This window comes from Priestia sp. TRM10, from assembly GCF_057808375.1.
Genome location: NZ_JBJZOT010000013.1, coordinates 392,948 through 408,530, shown reverse-complemented (window position 1 = coordinate 408,530; position 15,583 = coordinate 392,948). Strand labels below are relative to the sequence as shown.

Genomic DNA, 15,583 nt, shown 5'->3' with positions numbered 1-15,583 from the left:
CAAAGGTTACGCGAGCCTGCTTAATTTTAGTATAAGTTATGAAACGGTTTTCAGAACAAGTATAAAAAGCGCGGAGAAAATCTCCGCGCTTTTTTTATGCGTTATTCTTTTTTTCAGCATCTTTTGCTTTCAAAATCGACATACGTTTCTTAAGGTAAAGACCTTGGAATGTTCCAAAGACGTTTCCGATTACCCAATAAAGAGCTAACGCAGATGGTAAACTTAAACCAGCGATTAAAACAAAAACTGGCATAATGTACATCATAATTTTCATTTGCGGTAAGACTTCATCAGTTGTCATCCCTGCTTTAACTTGTAAGAACGTTGTACAAGCAGCAACAATCGGGAAGATAAAGTATGGATCTGGAGCTCCTAAACTTACCCATAGGAACGAATGATCAGCAATTTCTTGTGTTCTTGCGATAGCATAATAGAAAGCCATAATAATCGGCATCTGGATAAAGATTGGTAAACATCCACCAATCGGATTGATGCTATGCTTCTGATAAAGCTGCATCATTTCTTGCTGTAATTTCTGTTGTGATTGAGCATCTTTTGACGGATACTTTTCACGAAGTTTTTCCATTTCAGGACGAAGCGCTTGCATTGCCATTGTACTACGTTGTTGTCTAATGATAAGCGGCAATAGAATAAGACGAATTAAAATGGTAACTAAAATAATTGACAGTCCATACTCGTTTCCTAACCAGTGAGCAACATGTGTTAATAATTGAGACATTGGATACACAAAGTACTCATTCCAAATCCCTGTACTATCTGCAGTAATAGGCTCTTTAATACTACAGCCGGCTAAAAGAAAAAGGGCCGGGATAAATAAGGCTAACTTTTTTTTCATAATCCTTCCTCCTAAAAAAATCGTGGTTGAAATACGACGTTCATTACAGAAGAGAAAGGATCTTCTTCATCTATGTTAGCTGGCTCTTTTACGGGCTTTTTCACTTGCAAGTAGGAAAAATAGTGTAAAGGTCTACATACTCTCCCTTTTTCAAATAAATGTTTCCCTGTTACTAACTGCTTGTCTATTCTTTGGGCACGAACATAAAAGTAAGATCTTTTATTGCATGCTAAATAATAGGAAACCGCTAGTAGAAACAAACTTGCATATGAAACGCACAGCAATAATTCAATTGAAAAGTCCATATAACAACTCTCTTTCGCGTTTCTACTTAATTCCTTCCCTAGTATACCATTTTCACTTGTAATATAAAACTGTTCATTTAAGATTATAGGGAAAAATGCCAAATTCTCCTCTATACAAAAAAAACGCTCTCCCATCCCTTTAGTGGAAGAACGCTTTGAATGTCCATTATTTCATTGTTACTGTCATACAAACGGTTTCTCCTTTTATAACAGAATCCGTAGCTATCAAAGAGATTTTTTCCGAATCGGCACTGTTTGTGACAACAACAGGCGTTACCGTACTTTTAGCCTTCTCTCTTACTTTTTCTAAGTCAACAGTTAATAGCTTGTCTCCCTTTTTAACTTTTGAGCCTTCTTTTACATGAGCAGTGAATCCATCTCCTTCCATAGCTACTGTTTCAAGCCCAACGTGAATAATAATCTCTGCTCCGTTTTCTGTTTTTAACCCTATGGCATGTTTTGTATGAAAAAGCTGGATAATCTCACCGTCTATTGGAGCGACAACTTCTCCATTTGTTGGTTCAATTGCAAACCCTTCTCCCATCATTTTTTGCGAAAAAACAGGGTCTGGAACGTTTTCAAGGCTAAAAATGCGGCCAGTAAGAGGGGCGGTAATATTCTCTTCTCTCGTTTTCTTTCCAAACAATTTTTTGAACACGTCTCTCTCTCCCTTACATTTTTTAATAGTTTAATTTTTTAAATCTTTTGCTTATTTAATCATTTTTTCTTTCGCTCTGCAAAAAATAAGGCTCTATAAGAAAAAGTACAGAAATCTTTCTGTACTTTTTGCAACTATTTTCGTTTCGAACCGTTCATACTTGTAGAGTTATTTTTTATATTAAAGAAAGAATGGAAAATCTCGTACGTGTAGAAGATGATGAGAAGGACAACCCCAGCTACAAATGGACTTTGAAGCCAGTTTTTTATAAGTGCACCTTCTTCAAGAGGTATATTCTTAAATAGAAGATAAAGAGCGAACGTTGCTAATAAAACAGACAAAAGGAGCTGTAATTCAAATAAATCACCTGCATCTCTCCGCTCAAACGAAAGATATATCCCTGGAAGAGAAAGAGAGCTTATGCAAGCTGTGAGTATACCGAGGAGAACCATTCTTATGCCTGATACTCTACCAATAACAAAGCCTGTTAAAACTCCTATGAAAAAACAAAGAACAAGTGCATTATAAAGAGACAAAGGTAAATGGAAGCAGCAGAGGTAGATGGCGGAAAAGGTAGCTGAAATAGTGGTGGAAAAAGTAATAAGCGCCACTGTCGTCTTTTTTTCTTTTAGTGATGTTTGATAACGATAAAGATAGAAAAGCGTCCAAGTAAAGCACCATAGTAAGAAAAACAGAATAAAAAACAGCATATTTTTCCTCCTTTAAATCTATTTATATTCGCACTTCATCATTCGAATATTTAGTAAGGTAACTCTATCTTACATATATGCGTACTATGCTAGATTTAGTCCTTTCTTCTCTACCTTCTATGTTAATTGAACTATTTTTTTAAAGATGATGGAAAATACTTTGCACATTTCACAAAGAATCGCTAAGATTAAGAAGGACTAGAATCCTCTTTTTTCCTTTTATAAGTGCTAGAAGAGAGCTGATGAAAAGAGAAGTTTAGCTTTATGTTTCAAAGGAATTACGATATAATATTTTTCTACAAAACAATGAAATTGCTAGGTGAAGAGAATGGGAAATAATCGATCTAATGTGCCTCGTTTTGATGTTAATATAGCATTTTTGCTATTTTTATTTTTTTGTGTTAGCTGTATCGGCATCTACAGCGCTCAGTCTTCAGGACAGTACAACGAAAACTTTTTAGTAAAACAAATTATATGGTATATCGTTTCAGGAGGGATTGCTTTTGGGGTCATGTTTTTAGACAGTGACCAACTTCAAAAGCTTTCCTGGTATGCGTACGCATTTGGAGTCTTTTTATTACTAATTTTATTTGTAGCCCCTAACACAAGTTTTACACCAGTTCGTAATGGAGCTCAAAGTTGGTTCATCTTTCCAGGGCTTGGTTCTATTCAGCCTTCGGAGTTTGTGAAAGTCTTTCTTGTAGTTGCATTAAGCAACGTCGTCACAAAACATAATGAAAAGTATCGTATTCGCGGTTTTCGTGAAGACTTTCTTCTTCTTTTAAAAATGGGGCTAACGCTTGCTCTTCCACTTGGACTTGTATTGAGTCAGCCTGACCTTGGAACAAGCCTTGTACTTCTTGCTATCTTTGTTGGACTTGTGTTTGTGTCAGGTATTTCATGGAAACTTATCGTTCCTGCTTTTTCTGTTTTAGCTGTTTTTGGGGGAACCGTATTGTCTCTTGTTATGTACGCTCCTGACTTTCTTGAAAAGTACTTAGGAGTCAACCCATACCAGCTTACACGTATTTACGCATGGCTTGATCCGCGTTCTTACAGTGGAGAAGGCGCTTATCACCTCTTGCAGTCGTTAATGGCAATTGGTTCAGGAATGGTTGAAGGAAAAGGAATTAGCGGAGAAGGCGTCTATATTCCTGAAGGTCATACAGACTTTATCTTTGCTATTATCGCCGAAGACTTTGGCTTTATTGGAGGAAGCGTCGTAATTAGTCTTTTCTTTGTACTTATCTACTATCTCATTAAATTAGGTCTTGAAACAAAGGAAGCTTTTAACTCCTACCTTTGTGTTGGTGTAATTTCAATGGTTACGTTTCACGTTTTCCAAAACATCGGTATGACAATTCAAGTTCTTCCGATTACAGGTATCCCTCTTCCGTTTATTTCATATGGAGGAAGCTCCCTTATGGGGAATATGCTTGCGATGGGTCTTATGCTTGGTGTTTCGTATCATCACAAACGCTATATGTTTAGTTCAAACGGGTAGTAGAGCAATTAAAAATTGCTCTACTTTTTTTATTTACAAAATTATATAAAAGTGGTATATTTATTTCATAGAAAGCGTTTCCAATATGATTTCTTCCTGAAGCATTGTTGCTGAACGCTTTTGCTCAAAGGCCTTGCCATTAGCCTTTTATCCTTTTTTCATTATACAAACGATTAGCCCCTAGAACCGCGTTCTAGGGGTGCTTTTTTTCGTTAAGCAACATGTTTCACTTCTACTTTTTGAATGCTTTTACCGTTCATCTCTTTTACCGTAAAGAACACATGATCATCATATGAAACAGTATCTCCTTCTTTCACATCGTAATTTTGCATAAGAAGCCAGCCGCTAATTGTATCAACTTCATCATCTTTGAGTGAAAGATCTAAAAGCTCATTCACTTTTGCAATGAGTACTTTTCCATCAAGTAAAACTGTAGAATCATCCACTTTCTCAATGTATGGTAATTCATGGATATCAAATTCATCACGAATCTCTCCTACGATTTCTTCTACAATATCTTCAAGGGTAACAATGCCAGACGTTCCTCCATATTCATCAAACAAAACAGCTAAATGCGCATTCTCTTTTTGCATTTGCAGGAGCAAATCATGAATGGCTACTGAATCAATGACTTGAATAACAGGACGAACGTAACGACTGAGATTCACATTTGGGCTCTTTTTCTTCATCAAAATGTCGTTATATAAATCTTTGACATTAACCATTCCAACGATTTGATCTTTGTCATCGCCATGTACAACAGGATAACGAGTAAATTTATGCTGCTTAATTTCCTGTAAGTTCTCTTGTAGTGATTTTTCAAGCTGCAGCACAAACATCTCTGTTCGGGGCACCATAATTTCACGCGCTAATCGATTATCAAATTCAAACACATTTTGCACGTATTGCAGTTCCGAAGAGTTGATCTCTCCACCTCGATAGCTCTCAGCTATTAGAAGGCGAATCTCTTCTTCACTATGAGCCATTTCATTCTCTCCAACGGCTTTAAAGCCAAACATACGAGCTAATACTCGCGCTGATGTATTTAAGAACCAAATAAATGGATAAAAAATGCGATAAAACCAAATAAGTGGGGTCGCTGTAAACATCACAATCTTTTCAGCTTTATAAATCGCAAATGTTTTTGGCGCAAGCTCCCCTGTTACAACATGCAAAAAGGTAACAAGAGCAAAGGAAACGACAAAAGAAATGGTTGATGAAAGAGAAGCAGCTAAACCTATTTTTTCAAAAAGCGGTAGGAGTAAACGATGTATTGTCGGCTCTCCTAACCATCCAAGCCCAAGAGACGTTAGCGTAATCCCAAGCTGACAAACAGATAAATATTCATCAAGGTGAGTGACTAGCTTTTTCGCAGCAATCGCTCGCTTGTTTCCTTCTTTTATGCGTTGATCTAATTGTGAAGCCCGCACTTTTACAATGGCAAACTCAGAAGCAACAAAAAAGCCCGAACATATTAAAAGTAAAATTAATGAAACTAATTTAATGGCAATCAATTCCGTCGTACACGTTAAAATGTACGAACTACACCTCCTTAAAAATTATAGTAAAGTTCTTCCACTCTTTCCTTTCCAAGCTTTTCAGTGTATGATAAATGCACGTGATACATCTTTAGTAAGGTGGGTGAACAAAATGGCAATTGGTCCTGGTGAATGGTTCATTATTATTGTTGTTGCTCTCCTTATTTTTGGTCCTAAAAAACTTCCAGAGCTTGGCCGAGCCGCTGGTACAACTCTTCGTGAGTTCAAAAAAGCGCTCTCTGGTGAAAGCTCTTCAGACACCGAAGAGAAAGTGAAGTAAAAAAGTCCCTTTAAGGGACTTTTTTAACTTTAAAGTCTTGTTCCATGAATATCGTTACCCTTTTCATAAAGTTGCTAACCTTTTTAAAAAAGCTTTATCATAAAGACATGAAGGAAAGGGAAAAAAGCTGCTGTCCACCCGGACAAAGCAGCCTCTTTCTTATTGCTGTATCGCTGTTTCAAGTGCTACTTCAATCATTTCGTTAAATGTAGTTTGTCTTTCTTCTGCTGTTGTTTCTTCTCCTGTTAATACATGGTCACTAACCGTTAAAATGGATAGTGCATTTCGGTCAAACTTGGCAGCAATCGTGTAAAGAGCTGTTGTTTCCATTTCAATCGCTAACATACCATAGCGAGCCCATTTTTCCCAATCTGCATTTTCATTGTAGAACTGATCTGCCGTAAAGACGCTACCAACGCGAAGACTCAACCCTTTTTCTGTGCCAACATCGTACGCTTTTTTCAGCAAATCAAAATTAGCTGTTGGAGCATAATCAATGCCGCCAAACGTCATACGGTTCATTTGTGAGTCTGTTGAAGATGTCATAGCTAAAATAACATCACGAACGTTTACATCTTTCTTTAAAGCGCCACACGTACCAACGCGGATAAGATTTTTCACATCATAAGATTGAATTAATTCTGTTGCATAAATAGAAATAGACGGAACACCCATACCTGTTCCTTGCACAGAGATGCGCTTTCCTTTATATGTACCTGTATATCCAAGCATACCGCGCACTTCGTTATAGCATGTTACATCTTCTAGAAATGTCTCAGCAATGTATTTTGCACGAAGCGGATCTCCTGGAAGTAAAATTGTTTCTGCAATTTGTCCTTTTTCTGCTCCAATATGTACACTCATTCAATTGTCCTCCTAATAGAAATAGCTTCTCTTTACTATACCATATAAAAAGCTGAACTTGTAATTCCCAAGGCCCCTTCCTCTTCCTAGTGAAAAATGGATGGCTATTTTTTGTTGAAATGCTCATCCTATGAAAGAACATATCGTTCACATTAAAAACGAAAGTAAGGAGCTGATGGAAGTGGGAAAAAAGCAACGCAACCGCATTAATAGCCCAAAGAAAAATAACCATGTAACAGTCGATAAAGAGGTTCATGAAAAAGAACATAGCGCTATAAAACGAAAAAATGGCCCTGGCAATCATATATAAAAAAAGAGCCTCTACTGGCTCTTTTTTATACGTGAGAATGAAGTTGGACAGGCTTCCATCCTCCTGAAAGAAGCTTATAATAATATTTCCCTCTTGTTCCTTCATCAATTAAAATGATATCTCGCGTTCCAACATAGCGAGCGTGAAAATCCTTTGGCAAACGATCTGATACATTAAAATTTCGAAATACTTGGCTAATAACATCCGAATGACTGTGCCCTTTTAAAGACATCTTATACACTTGACGATAGCCGTTTCGTTCCCCAGGATTCGGCGTTTGCATAATGGTAATTTCATATTTCAATGGTCTTTTGACAAGTCGTTTGAAAGTCATTAACACGCTAATTCCCCCCTGCTTTTTCTTCTTTACATTATTAGCTAAGAGGAGAGCGATTTCCTTTCTCTAAAAAAAACTAATTTTGTCGAACATTTACATATCTAGGAAATCCGGTTACGCGGTTCCTTTTGAGCATGGATTTGCGACTGTATGTCTTGATCTTTCATTTTTAAAGTAGCATGAGAAATCAAGTCATATTGAGTTGCAGAAAGGGAAACGAAAAACACGGTATCATGCGGATAGCATGTTACAGATAAATCTGCTGTTACCGCAAATTCCCCAGCTTCATTTAGCTCATAAGTTTGGGGGCCACATAAAACATATGGACGCCTATTTGGCACAAACTTAATATCCTCTAAAAAGGTTAATGCTCTCTCTTTTACTGCATACCCAAAAGAAGAAGTTAAAATTTTAATCATCTCACCGTGCACTTCTCCGTGTAAAAACGGAATTTTTTCAAACATATATTGAATTTGTCGATATGGGACCATTGCCTTTAGTTTTTCATAGTATTCTTTTACTTCTAAAAGAGGAGACTCTTGTAACAATTTAGAGGCGCTTTTTAAAAATAAAGTTTGTAAAGACAAGTAAGCTCTCTGTTCCATTAGATGTATAATCCTCCCTTTGCCTAAATCAACTCATCATTCATGGGCTCGCTTTTCTTCCGCTGAATCTGTTAATCGTTGATGAATTTTGAGTAACAAAGTTAATACAACTCCTCCAGCGAGAAATCCAGCTGTTACATCTGTAAAATAGTGAACGCCCAAATAAATGCGACTAAAACCAATTAAGCCAATGAGCAGGCTAAACAAAACAACCACAACAACTTGTTTTGCTTTGCGAGAAACACAGTATGTTATTAATACATAAGCTACAAACCCAAAGAAAACAAACGAATTCATTGAATGACCGCTTGGAAAGCTAAAATGTGTGGCTGGGACAAGCTGGTCTTGTGGACGTGTTCTTGCAAAAAACTCCTTTAGCATAAAGTTTAAAGTGCGTGGCACAATAAAAGAAAGAATGGCAAACAAAGCAAGAACTTTGTCACCTTTATATAAGCTATATCCAAACAAGATAAGCGTAAAGAACAGAACAAATTTCCACGATCCTAAGTTTGTAATAAATAAGAAAACGGTTGTAGCTGCATCGCTTTGAAATGAAGAGGAGACTAAAGCAACCTCTTTATCAATTCCTACGATAAAAGATGTTTCATACGTAAATCCAATTATTAAAAAAAGTAAAATCATTAAACATAACCATACAGTTAAACGAAACTTCCCCATTATTTTCATCCTTTATTAAAGAAGACAAAGCTCCCTCTGTCTTCTTCTGACATGTTATTTTTTAGGTTTTAAGTAATGTTCACTTTTAGGAGATTGGTTGATATATGGAAGAAATTCGTGTGAAAACTCCATTTTCTCTTTTTCATTCGTGTTCCCTTTTTTCTTCTCCTCATAACGATTACGCAATGACATCGCCTCCTTTCACACATTAATGTGTGTTAAGGTGGAGAACATTATCCGCGCTAATCACTTTTTCAGGTGCTTTTGAATATCATTTTGTAATGCTTCAATGTTTTGATAACAAGGATCTGTACCAAACATTTTACGTATAATAGCTTTCACGTTATCGTGAATGGAAAGCTCTTCTTCCCAAGACTTTTCTTTTTCACTAGGGGTGTATGTAGAGTAAAGCAAGAAGAGCAAGAAATGTGCAAGCATATATAAATCATCTTGAATTTCTTCTTTCTTTTTACGCTCTTCTACCCTCCTAGCTAATCCAAAATCGATAATTGAAATAGAATTTTCTCGTAAAATGATGTTTGGAATACGCAAATCGTTGTGAACAATGCCTTTTTTGTGAAGGATCTGAACCAAGCTTGTAACATCAAGCAGAGCTTTTAGCGCTTCCTGCTCAGAAAAATTTCTGTCTTCTTCAAAAATCAGGTCTTCAAATGTTTTACCGTGAATGTAATCCATCACAATGCAATAGTTGTTATTCCAAATGAAGGCATTCCGAAGAGTGGGAAATTCCGTATTTGTTAAAGAGGCTAAAATATCGGCTTCCGTTAAAAACGAGTTCTTTCCTTTTTTTGTTCCTTTTCGGGAAGGACGCAGCTGTTTTAACACATAGTGATGTTCTTTATTTCGTAAATCTTGGACAATATACGTAATGCCGAAGCCTCCAAATCCTAAGACTTCCTTGACAACGTAGCGGTTTATAATAATCGTATTTAGTTTAATTGGATGATCACACAGCAATCGTTTTATATGTTTTAACATGTAATTACCGCTTTTTGATTTTTGGCTTTTTGTTTTCTTCTCCAATTCATGATTCCCGTCCTCTGCTTTTATAGTGAAATTCATCTACTTTAATAACGTTTTATCAGCTTTAAGAGTTTCACAATACGAGAGAACATACACCTTAATTATGTTCCCCTTTTGATCATTTTCAAACCTATTATACATAGAAATATGAAAAGGAAGTGGTTTTCGTTGTTCACAAAATTATGGTCTTCCTTCAAAAAAGAAAATAACAACTCTTTTCCAATTTCAATGGCTTTGTGCGTATCATTATTAAAATCGAAGTTAAAGGAACAGCAATCTTCATCTCTTCTTTCGACAAAAGAAGAAACCATTATTAAAGATATTCGGTCAATCACAAGACGTGCAAATATTAATAATATAACAAGGACAAATGCTTACCTTGACTTTTTTAAGGAGCACCCTTCTATTCATTGGGCACTTCTTGCGCACTTTGTTTCCCGCAATGGCGGGTATCATATGACAGATTTAGAAGGAAGGTTAATTCCGCACCTTTTAAAGCAAAAAAACCGGAAAGCTTTCTTCTTATTTTTAGAACAAGCCAATGCTCTTATTTTTCATGATGCCTTTCCACAGCTTCTTCTTTTTAAAGAAAGTACACTCTGTCAAAAACCTCTTTTTCATCTTCTCCCTTTTTTTAACGTTTCTTGTTTCATGGAAAAAGTATGGAACGTTTTTTGGGAATATCCTAACAGTGAATTTCTTACAACAGCTCTTATTATTAATGAGCAACATCATCTTGAACAGAAGCTTGTGACCACAAAAGTCGTACAGCAGAACGTACTTAGAACATGGCCTTTTTTACTTCAGCAATCTTTAGGATTAACAGAAGTCTTACTACCGTCATCTTCCCGTTTGTTCAGCATTACTGTAAATGACTTCTCATCTCTTACAGAACGTATTAAAGTAGGGAAAATGTTGTATAGTATCCTGTACGATAGAGTTTTATTTGATGACTTCTTTCTCTTTGCAGCATCTACCATTCATAGAGGATCACGCGAAGATTATGCCGAGCACTTATTTTCCATTGTAGAAATGCAAAAAACAAAGCTGTATAGTCCTCCTCTTAAAACAGCGTGGCCTAATGTTGTTCATCCTTCTCTTCCTCATCAAGACTGGTATAAAAATGATTATGTTTTATCTTTGTTTGCAAGTGAGAAATGCGTCATTCCTAAAGATATAACGGCCAGCTATTCTCGTAAAATTAAAGCGCTAAACTCGCTTTCTCATACGCTCTCTTCATAAAAAAGAGCACAGAACAAAGCTCTGCGCTCTCTTTTTCTATTCTTCTTCCTCTTCTTCATCAATGATGCTTTTCACAATAAGATAGTCAAACATAATGTCCGCAAGTTCTTCTAGCTCTTGGGATGAAGGGACAAACCCTCGGCGTATTAACTCCTCATAGAAAAAATCAGCCATTTCTTCCGTGTCAATCACAACTTCGATTTCTTTCACAGAATCCCTCCTTTGTAAAACGTATGAAATATAGAAGCTATGTATGTACAAAAAGCATAAACAGAACTCTTTTTTCTTTTTTAGTTCTACTAACTCTAGTTTATCCATAAAGTAGAGTAACTAGTAAAAAGGAGCGTGTTTATCATGAAAAATTCTTTTGCACAAAAAGAAATCCAAGCAAAAAGCCATACAACTTCTTCGTTGGAAGAAAGAATTGATGAGTGCTTGGAAAAGGGTCTTCATATTTTACTTTACGCCGGAGCGCTACCTGTGACGCTCTGGATCATCCTACAGTTTTTCACTAGCTTTCTATGAAATTTTACGTAAATGTTTCAATACTAACTCCATCACTTCTTTATATTCTTCATCTTTGAACCACTCATATAAAAAGGAATAATCATTATAGACATCTAATAGACCATCGATAATTTTTAAACGTTCTGCCATAAGACGCTCCTTGTTTTCTCCTACTTCATTCGGCTTTTTCATCGCTGGTAACAACTCCGTCTTATTAATTTCTTTTCCAGAATAAAGAATACCAACATTTTGAATGTAACGTTCTGCATACTCATACGGAGCAACAAGATGAAGTTCTTCTTCTCCTGCTTCAAGCCACTCTCCGTCTTTTACACGAGATAGTTCGTAAATAATATCTTCCCAGCTGTCTTCTTGATAGCGCCAAATTTCAGTGCGAATCCCAATAATTTTAAACAAATCTTCGCCATAATTATGGACTTGCACAACATCACCAAAAAAATATTTGTACTCTAGGTCGATTCTTTCTTGAATAATGATTTGTCCATCATACTCTTCAAGGGATTCAATCGCATCTTCTAGAAACAAGCCTTCGCTATGATTAACCTCATATACATGCATCCCGTCCATCAATTTGATGTCGGTAATGGTGCCAACTGTTCCATAGATGGTAATGACAACAGTATCTCCAATGCTAAATTTCGGTTCTTTTCCATTAGCCATCTTCTTGCACCTCCTTAACACCTCAGCAACAATTACGAAAAGTTAAGATAGTATATGCAAAAAGAGAAAAAGCGCAATAGGAAGATGAAAGAAAGATGCATTTAACCTAAAAAACTTTTACATAGAAAAGCCGAGGGAGAACTCCCTCGGCTTTTAACGCTCTTCTTCGTAAAGCTCCCATGCTAGATCAAACGTTGACATTCCGTCAAAATAGTCACCGTTAAGTTCTAAGTAAGAGCTAATTTCGTTATAATCTGTTGAATCTTTAGGAAAACTATGGTCTTCATACATATGACGTGCAAGCTTACCAAGCGGATCAGAAGCTTTATTATGACGATGCTTCATCATGTAGTGGTAAAAAGATTTCATTGTGATTCTCCTTCTTTACGATAATTTCTATTATGAAGCAGCAAGGGAGTGAATTCTCGCAGTAGCGATACTTGAGCTTTTAAGCTTATAATCATACTCTTTTATTTTCAAGATTGCTGTTTGTATTTCAAAAAGTTGGGTAAATTGATGGATAAGGATATAGACTACCCTTCTGTCTACTCCCACTGCAAAGTGTGGGAAACTATGTGAAATCGTAACATAAAATTAATGTTTGTTAAAGAAGGATTACAAATCATTGAAGAAACGTTAACAGCGGACAAATATTCACACTTACGCGATAAGATAAGAATACACTATTTCTTAAATGAAAGTTAACTAATTTTATCAAACGTTGGAGGTACCTATGAGTACAGGTCAAACAAATAAACGAACAGCGTATTTTGATAACGCCAAGTTTGTGCTTATTTTCCTCGTTGTGTTTGGTCATACGATATCTCCTTACCGAACTGAAACGAGCGAACTTCTGTCTGTCTATCACTTTATTTTTATCTTTCATATGCCGGTATTTATTTTACTTGCCGGATATTTTTCAAAGAATTTTCATAAAAAAGGATACTATAAAAAAACTTTTACAAAAGTCCTTCTGCCGTATTTAATATTTCAAACGGTATATACTTTTTTCTATAATTTCATCTATGGCGTTGATACGTATAGCGTAGACTACTATCTTGTTCCTAGATGGGCAATGTGGTTTTTACTGAGCTTAGTATTCTGGAAACTTATGCTTCCTTACTTCGCAAAGCTCAAACCATCGATTGGAATGACCGTTTCGATTTTACTCGGTTTACTCGTTGGGCTCTTTAACTTTTATGATGGAATTGAAGATTTCTTAAGCATTAGCCGTATGCTTGTTTTCTTCCCATTTTTCCTTCTTGGTTATTATTTATCACAACGAGAAAATCCGTTTGGTTTGCTAGTAACTCCTGTCGGACGGGTATTATCAGTCGTTATTTTACTTTGCACGCTTATTGGATCGTATTATTTCTTAAACGATACGCAATATACGGAAATGCTTTATGGTACAAAAATGTATGATAGCTTTTCAGATTTCTACATTCGAATTGCTCACTACGTTATTGCCTTCATTGTATCATTCGCATTTATGGCCCTTATTCCAAGCAAACGCTCCATTTTCACAGGAATTGGGCAGCGCTCCCTTTACGTTTATTTACTACACGGCTTCTTCCTAAAATGGTTTTTCACAACAGATTATGCTCAGACGATGCAAACGGTCAGTGATTTTGCATTTCTCACGCTTCTGTCCATTGCCATTACGCTATTAACAGGAAGTAAACTTGTAGATATTGTGCTTAGTAAAATAAAAGGAATGAAACGCTTGTTTCGACCAAAAAACGTTACGGCATCTTCTAAATAAAAAAAGCTTCTTCCAAATTGGAAGAAGCTTTTTTCTATGGAAAAGAAGGTTTTTTCTCTATATGAGAGAATTGTTCTTTTAAAGGACTATCTCAAAACGTAAGGAGAATTAAACATGGAAATTGCTTACTATCAAAACAAATTTATAGACGTAGACTCCCCGGCTCTTCCTATTGATGAACGAGGACATCAATTCGGAGATGGAGTGTATGAGTATGTTCGAGTATATGAGGGGACTCCGCTTTTTTTAGATGAGCATCTTGATCGCTTAGAAAAAAGTGCAGCTGAAATTAAGCTGACCCTTCCGTATCGAAGAGATGAGATAACAGGAATTATTTATGAAGGAATTAAACGTTCTTCCTTAAAGGAAGCAGCGGTCTATTTCCAAATCACACGGGGGATTGCTCCTCGTAACCATTCGTTTCCAAATGTTAAAGCTGTATTTTCTATGACTGTAAAGGAAGCTACTATTTTTACAGATGAAGCTCGCGACAAAGGTATTTCTGTCATGCTAAAGCAGGACGAACGGTGGGCCAACTGCTTTATTAAATCACTGAATCTGCTTCCAAATGTGCTTTCAAAACAAGAAGCAATTGAAAAAGGATATGATGAAGCGATTTTTGTACATGAAGATTTCGTGCGTGAAGGTACAAGTTGCAATGTCTTTATGGTAAAAGACGGCACTCTTTATACTCCTCCTGCAACAAGACATATTTTACACGGCATTACAAGAAAAGCTGTGCTAGACTGCGCGCGCGAATATAATATTCCTGTTCGGGAGCAAGCCATTAATACAACATTTTTCAAAAACTGTGATGAAGCATTTATTACAAGCACATCCATTGAAATTATGCCTATTTATTCTATTGAAGATCAAATACTGCAGAAAGAGCGCCCTGTAACAAAAAGACTTTATTCTGCTTATCAGAGCTTTTATAAACAAGAAGTATAGAAAGAAAGCCTTTCATATTGAAAGGCTTTCTCTTCTCCCTAAAAGTTAAAGTAGTTGCGCTTGAGCAAGCGAGGTTGTTTCATTAAGTGATGAAATGAAATAGAGTCGTCAATTTTGTTCGTATCAATCAGTAAAAGTTGATCTTCAATATTTTCAATAACATCTTCTTCTTGATACTCCATTAAACAGTTTTCGCATTTCACACAAGGAGTCTCTGTAATTTCAATGCTTCTCGTGCCATCAGGAAGTTCCCAATACACTGTATTTTTTTCGTTTTTTGCTCCTTCTGCTTCACACCATAAACAGTTCATCATCCTCTGCTCCCTTCCTGTTTGTCACGTTCACTCTCTTTCCGGCGCTCTGCTTCATATTTCTTTTCTTTTAATTCATCACGCTTTTCTCGTTTATTTTTCAATGTTTCATGTGTTGGATTACTTTCGTACGTTTGGCGTCTGTTATATCTTTTTAATCCTTCTGGCACAAGGTTGAACTGTTCATCATTCATTAAACTGGAGATACCTGTTGTTGTCTTTTGCTCTTTCATATATGGATAAACTTCTTCAAAATAAGCATCTGCTGTTCCTTCTGTATAACTTTCAGGCTCTGGATATGTTGTAATAACACCTTCAAAGTTTCTGAGCACAACTTTTTTGGCGCTTTGAGAAATAATATAATTTGGCTGAACAGAAATCTTTCCGCCTCCTCCTGGAGCATCCACAACAAAGGTAGGTACGAACATTTTTATTGA

Annotated in this window: 22 protein-coding genes and 1 pseudogene; 7 read left to right on the top strand and 16 right to left on the bottom strand. The window is 36.3% G+C overall.

All coding sequences use genetic code 11. The features are described 5' to 3' along the window. Positions 1-94: 94 nt before the first annotated feature. The 4 genes from yidC to ACK3CR_RS13355 all read right to left on the bottom strand — a co-directional run bounded on the left by yidC (position 95) and on the right by ACK3CR_RS13355 (position 2,529). Positions 95-856: a membrane protein insertase YidC gene (gene yidC / locus ACK3CR_RS13370; protein ID WP_243513351.1), complete on the bottom strand. Its 762-nt coding sequence runs from the start codon at positions 854-856 to the stop codon at positions 95-97. Positions 857-867: 11 nt separating this feature from the next. Then, positions 868-1,161: a hypothetical protein gene (locus ACK3CR_RS13365; protein ID WP_243513354.1), complete on the bottom strand. Its 294-nt coding sequence runs from the start codon at positions 1,159-1,161 to the stop codon at positions 868-870. A 166-nt stretch (positions 1,162-1,327) separates the two neighbouring features. Then, positions 1,328-1,819, bottom strand: coding sequence for a PTS sugar transporter subunit IIA (locus ACK3CR_RS13360; RefSeq protein ID WP_328123537.1), 492 nt, complete (start codon positions 1,817-1,819; stop codon positions 1,328-1,330). A gap of 134 nt (positions 1,820-1,953) precedes the next feature. Beyond that, positions 1,954-2,529, bottom strand: coding sequence for a hypothetical protein (locus ACK3CR_RS13355; RefSeq protein ID WP_488975560.1), 576 nt, complete (start codon positions 2,527-2,529; stop codon positions 1,954-1,956). Between the two features lie 328 nt (positions 2,530-2,857). On the opposite strand from ACK3CR_RS13355, the gene ACK3CR_RS13350 reads away from it, so the two are divergent. Continuing rightward, positions 2,858-4,033 (top strand): FtsW/RodA/SpoVE family cell cycle protein, encoded by a 1,176-nt coding sequence (locus tag ACK3CR_RS13350; RefSeq protein WP_243513360.1) that lies wholly within the window; start codon positions 2,858-2,860, stop codon positions 4,031-4,033. A 212-nt stretch (positions 4,034-4,245) separates the two neighbouring features. On the opposite strand, the gene ACK3CR_RS13345 is transcribed toward ACK3CR_RS13350, so the two are convergent. After that, on the bottom strand, positions 4,246-5,547 hold the full coding sequence (locus ACK3CR_RS13345; protein WP_410914269.1) for a hemolysin family protein: 1,302 nt from the start codon (positions 5,545-5,547) through the stop codon (positions 4,246-4,248). 136 nt (positions 5,548-5,683) lie between these two features. Here ACK3CR_RS13345 and ACK3CR_RS13340 point away from each other — a divergent pair, with 136 nt between their 5' ends. Beyond that, positions 5,684-5,851, top strand: coding sequence for a twin-arginine translocase TatA/TatE family subunit (locus tag ACK3CR_RS13340; protein ID WP_243513362.1), 168 nt, complete (start codon positions 5,684-5,686; stop codon positions 5,849-5,851). A 159-nt stretch (positions 5,852-6,010) separates the two neighbouring features. On the opposite strand, the gene deoD is transcribed toward ACK3CR_RS13340, so the two are convergent. Continuing rightward, positions 6,011-6,715 (bottom strand): purine-nucleoside phosphorylase, encoded by a 705-nt coding sequence (gene deoD, locus ACK3CR_RS13335; protein ID WP_019393224.1) that lies wholly within the window; start codon positions 6,713-6,715, stop codon positions 6,011-6,013. 181 nt (positions 6,716-6,896) lie between these two features. Here deoD and ACK3CR_RS13330 point away from each other — a divergent pair, with 181 nt between their 5' ends. Continuing rightward, a complete protein-coding gene (locus ACK3CR_RS13330) occupies positions 6,897-7,025 on the top strand; it encodes a hypothetical protein (protein WP_019393223.1) in 129 nt (42 codons plus the stop codon). Positions 7,026-7,050: 25 nt separating this feature from the next. Here the strand turns inward: ACK3CR_RS13330 and ACK3CR_RS13325 are convergent, their stop codons facing one another. The 5 genes from ACK3CR_RS13325 to ACK3CR_RS13305 form a co-directional block, all read right to left on the bottom strand. Beyond that, the gene (locus ACK3CR_RS13325; protein WP_243520917.1) at positions 7,051-7,359 is read right to left on the bottom strand and encodes a hypothetical protein; all 309 of its coding nucleotides are present in this window, start codon (positions 7,357-7,359) and stop codon (positions 7,051-7,053) included. Between the two features lie 104 nt (positions 7,360-7,463). After that, the gene (locus ACK3CR_RS13320) at positions 7,464-7,967 is read right to left on the bottom strand and encodes a hypothetical protein (RefSeq protein WP_243513363.1); all 504 of its coding nucleotides are present in this window, start codon (positions 7,965-7,967) and stop codon (positions 7,464-7,466) included. Positions 7,968-8,003: 36 nt separating this feature from the next. After that, positions 8,004-8,645: a phosphatase PAP2 family protein gene (locus ACK3CR_RS13315; RefSeq protein ID WP_243513365.1), complete on the bottom strand. Its 642-nt coding sequence runs from the start codon at positions 8,643-8,645 to the stop codon at positions 8,004-8,006. A gap of 54 nt (positions 8,646-8,699) precedes the next feature. After that, the gene (locus ACK3CR_RS13310) at positions 8,700-8,831 is read right to left on the bottom strand and encodes a hypothetical protein (protein ID WP_276517191.1); all 132 of its coding nucleotides are present in this window, start codon (positions 8,829-8,831) and stop codon (positions 8,700-8,702) included. A gap of 60 nt (positions 8,832-8,891) precedes the next feature. Further along, positions 8,892-9,644, bottom strand: coding sequence for a serine/threonine protein kinase (locus ACK3CR_RS13305; protein WP_488975559.1), 753 nt, complete (start codon positions 9,642-9,644; stop codon positions 8,892-8,894). A 213-nt stretch (positions 9,645-9,857) separates the two neighbouring features. Between ACK3CR_RS13305 and ACK3CR_RS13300 the strand changes: the two genes are divergently transcribed. Next, entirely contained in the window at positions 9,858-10,931 is a 1,074-nt protein-coding gene (locus tag ACK3CR_RS13300; RefSeq protein ID WP_488975558.1) for a DUF2515 family protein, read from the top strand. Between the two features lie 36 nt (positions 10,932-10,967). Here the strand turns inward: ACK3CR_RS13300 and ACK3CR_RS13295 are convergent, their stop codons facing one another. Then, on the bottom strand, positions 10,968-11,141 hold the full coding sequence (locus ACK3CR_RS13295) for a YozD family protein (protein WP_019393216.1): 174 nt from the start codon (positions 11,139-11,141) through the stop codon (positions 10,968-10,970). Positions 11,142-11,285: 144 nt separating this feature from the next. Here ACK3CR_RS13295 and ACK3CR_RS13290 point away from each other — a divergent pair, with 144 nt between their 5' ends. Then, a complete protein-coding gene (locus ACK3CR_RS13290; RefSeq protein WP_243513371.1) occupies positions 11,286-11,456 on the top strand; it encodes a hypothetical protein in 171 nt (56 codons plus the stop codon). Here ACK3CR_RS13290 and ACK3CR_RS13285 read toward each other — a convergent pair. Further along, entirely contained in the window at positions 11,451-12,119 is a 669-nt protein-coding gene (locus ACK3CR_RS13285) for a hypothetical protein (RefSeq protein WP_019393214.1), read from the bottom strand. The two genes, ACK3CR_RS13290 and ACK3CR_RS13285, sit on opposite strands and share 6 nt — an antisense overlap. Positions 12,120-12,272: 153 nt before the next feature. Continuing rightward, positions 12,273-12,488 (bottom strand): YozE family protein, encoded by a 216-nt coding sequence (locus ACK3CR_RS13280; protein ID WP_019393213.1) that lies wholly within the window; start codon positions 12,486-12,488, stop codon positions 12,273-12,275. Between the two features lie 364 nt (positions 12,489-12,852). Here ACK3CR_RS13280 and ACK3CR_RS13275 point away from each other — a divergent pair, with 364 nt between their 5' ends. Further along, positions 12,853-13,884: an acyltransferase family protein gene (locus ACK3CR_RS13275; RefSeq protein ID WP_019393212.1), complete on the top strand. Its 1,032-nt coding sequence runs from the start codon at positions 12,853-12,855 to the stop codon at positions 13,882-13,884. Between the two features lie 114 nt (positions 13,885-13,998). After that, complete coding sequence (locus ACK3CR_RS13270; protein WP_243513373.1) at positions 13,999-14,835, top strand: aminotransferase class IV; 837 nt, start codon at positions 13,999-14,001, stop codon at positions 14,833-14,835. A gap of 38 nt (positions 14,836-14,873) precedes the next feature. On the opposite strand, the gene ACK3CR_RS13265 is transcribed toward ACK3CR_RS13270, so the two are convergent. Together ACK3CR_RS13265 and ACK3CR_RS13260 are read right to left on the bottom strand one after the other, a co-directional pair. Next, a complete protein-coding gene (locus ACK3CR_RS13265; protein WP_243513385.1) occupies positions 14,874-15,146 on the bottom strand; it encodes a YokU family protein in 273 nt (90 codons plus the stop codon). Further along, a pseudogene (locus ACK3CR_RS13260) lies at positions 15,146-15,568 on the bottom strand (lysine 2,3-aminomutase); the annotation flags it as partial. The pseudogene ACK3CR_RS13260 and the gene ACK3CR_RS13265, both read right to left, overlap by 1 nt. Positions 15,569-15,583: the final 15 nt, after the last annotated feature.

Coding starts and splice junctions, on each gene's coding strand:
- ACK3CR_RS13355 (WP_488975560.1), bottom strand. CDS start 2,529: ATGCTGTTTTTTATTCTGTTTTTCTTACTATGGTGCTTTACTTGGACG.
- ACK3CR_RS13270 (WP_243513373.1), top strand. CDS start 13,999: ATGGAAATTGCTTACTATCAAAACAAATTTATAGACGTAGACTCCCCG.
- ACK3CR_RS13365 (WP_243513354.1), bottom strand. CDS start 1,161: ATGGACTTTTCAATTGAATTATTGCTGTGCGTTTCATATGCAAGTTTG.
- ACK3CR_RS13325 (WP_243520917.1), bottom strand. CDS start 7,359: ATGACTTTCAAACGACTTGTCAAAAGACCATTGAAATATGAAATTACC.
- ACK3CR_RS13265 (WP_243513385.1), bottom strand. CDS start 15,146: ATGAACTGTTTATGGTGTGAAGCAGAAGGAGCAAAAAACGAAAAAAAT.
- ACK3CR_RS13320 (WP_243513363.1), bottom strand. CDS start 7,967: ATGGAACAGAGAGCTTACTTGTCTTTACAAACTTTATTTTTAAAAAGC.
- ACK3CR_RS13275 (WP_019393212.1), top strand. CDS start 12,853: ATGAGTACAGGTCAAACAAATAAACGAACAGCGTATTTTGATAACGCC.
- ACK3CR_RS13340 (WP_243513362.1), top strand. CDS start 5,684: ATGGCAATTGGTCCTGGTGAATGGTTCATTATTATTGTTGTTGCTCTC.
- ACK3CR_RS13350 (WP_243513360.1), top strand. CDS start 2,858: ATGGGAAATAATCGATCTAATGTGCCTCGTTTTGATGTTAATATAGCA.
- ACK3CR_RS13285 (WP_019393214.1), bottom strand. CDS start 12,119: ATGGCTAATGGAAAAGAACCGAAATTTAGCATTGGAGATACTGTTGTC.
- ACK3CR_RS13280 (WP_019393213.1), bottom strand. CDS start 12,488: ATGAAATCTTTTTACCACTACATGATGAAGCATCGTCATAATAAAGCT.
- ACK3CR_RS13305 (WP_488975559.1), bottom strand. CDS start 9,644: ATGTTAAAACATATAAAACGATTGCTGTGTGATCATCCAATTAAACTA.
- yidC (WP_243513351.1), bottom strand. CDS start 856: ATGAAAAAAAAGTTAGCCTTATTTATCCCGGCCCTTTTTCTTTTAGCC.
- ACK3CR_RS13315 (WP_243513365.1), bottom strand. CDS start 8,645: ATGGGGAAGTTTCGTTTAACTGTATGGTTATGTTTAATGATTTTACTT.
- ACK3CR_RS13290 (WP_243513371.1), top strand. CDS start 11,286: ATGAAAAATTCTTTTGCACAAAAAGAAATCCAAGCAAAAAGCCATACA.
- deoD (WP_019393224.1), bottom strand. CDS start 6,715: ATGAGTGTACATATTGGAGCAGAAAAAGGACAAATTGCAGAAACAATT.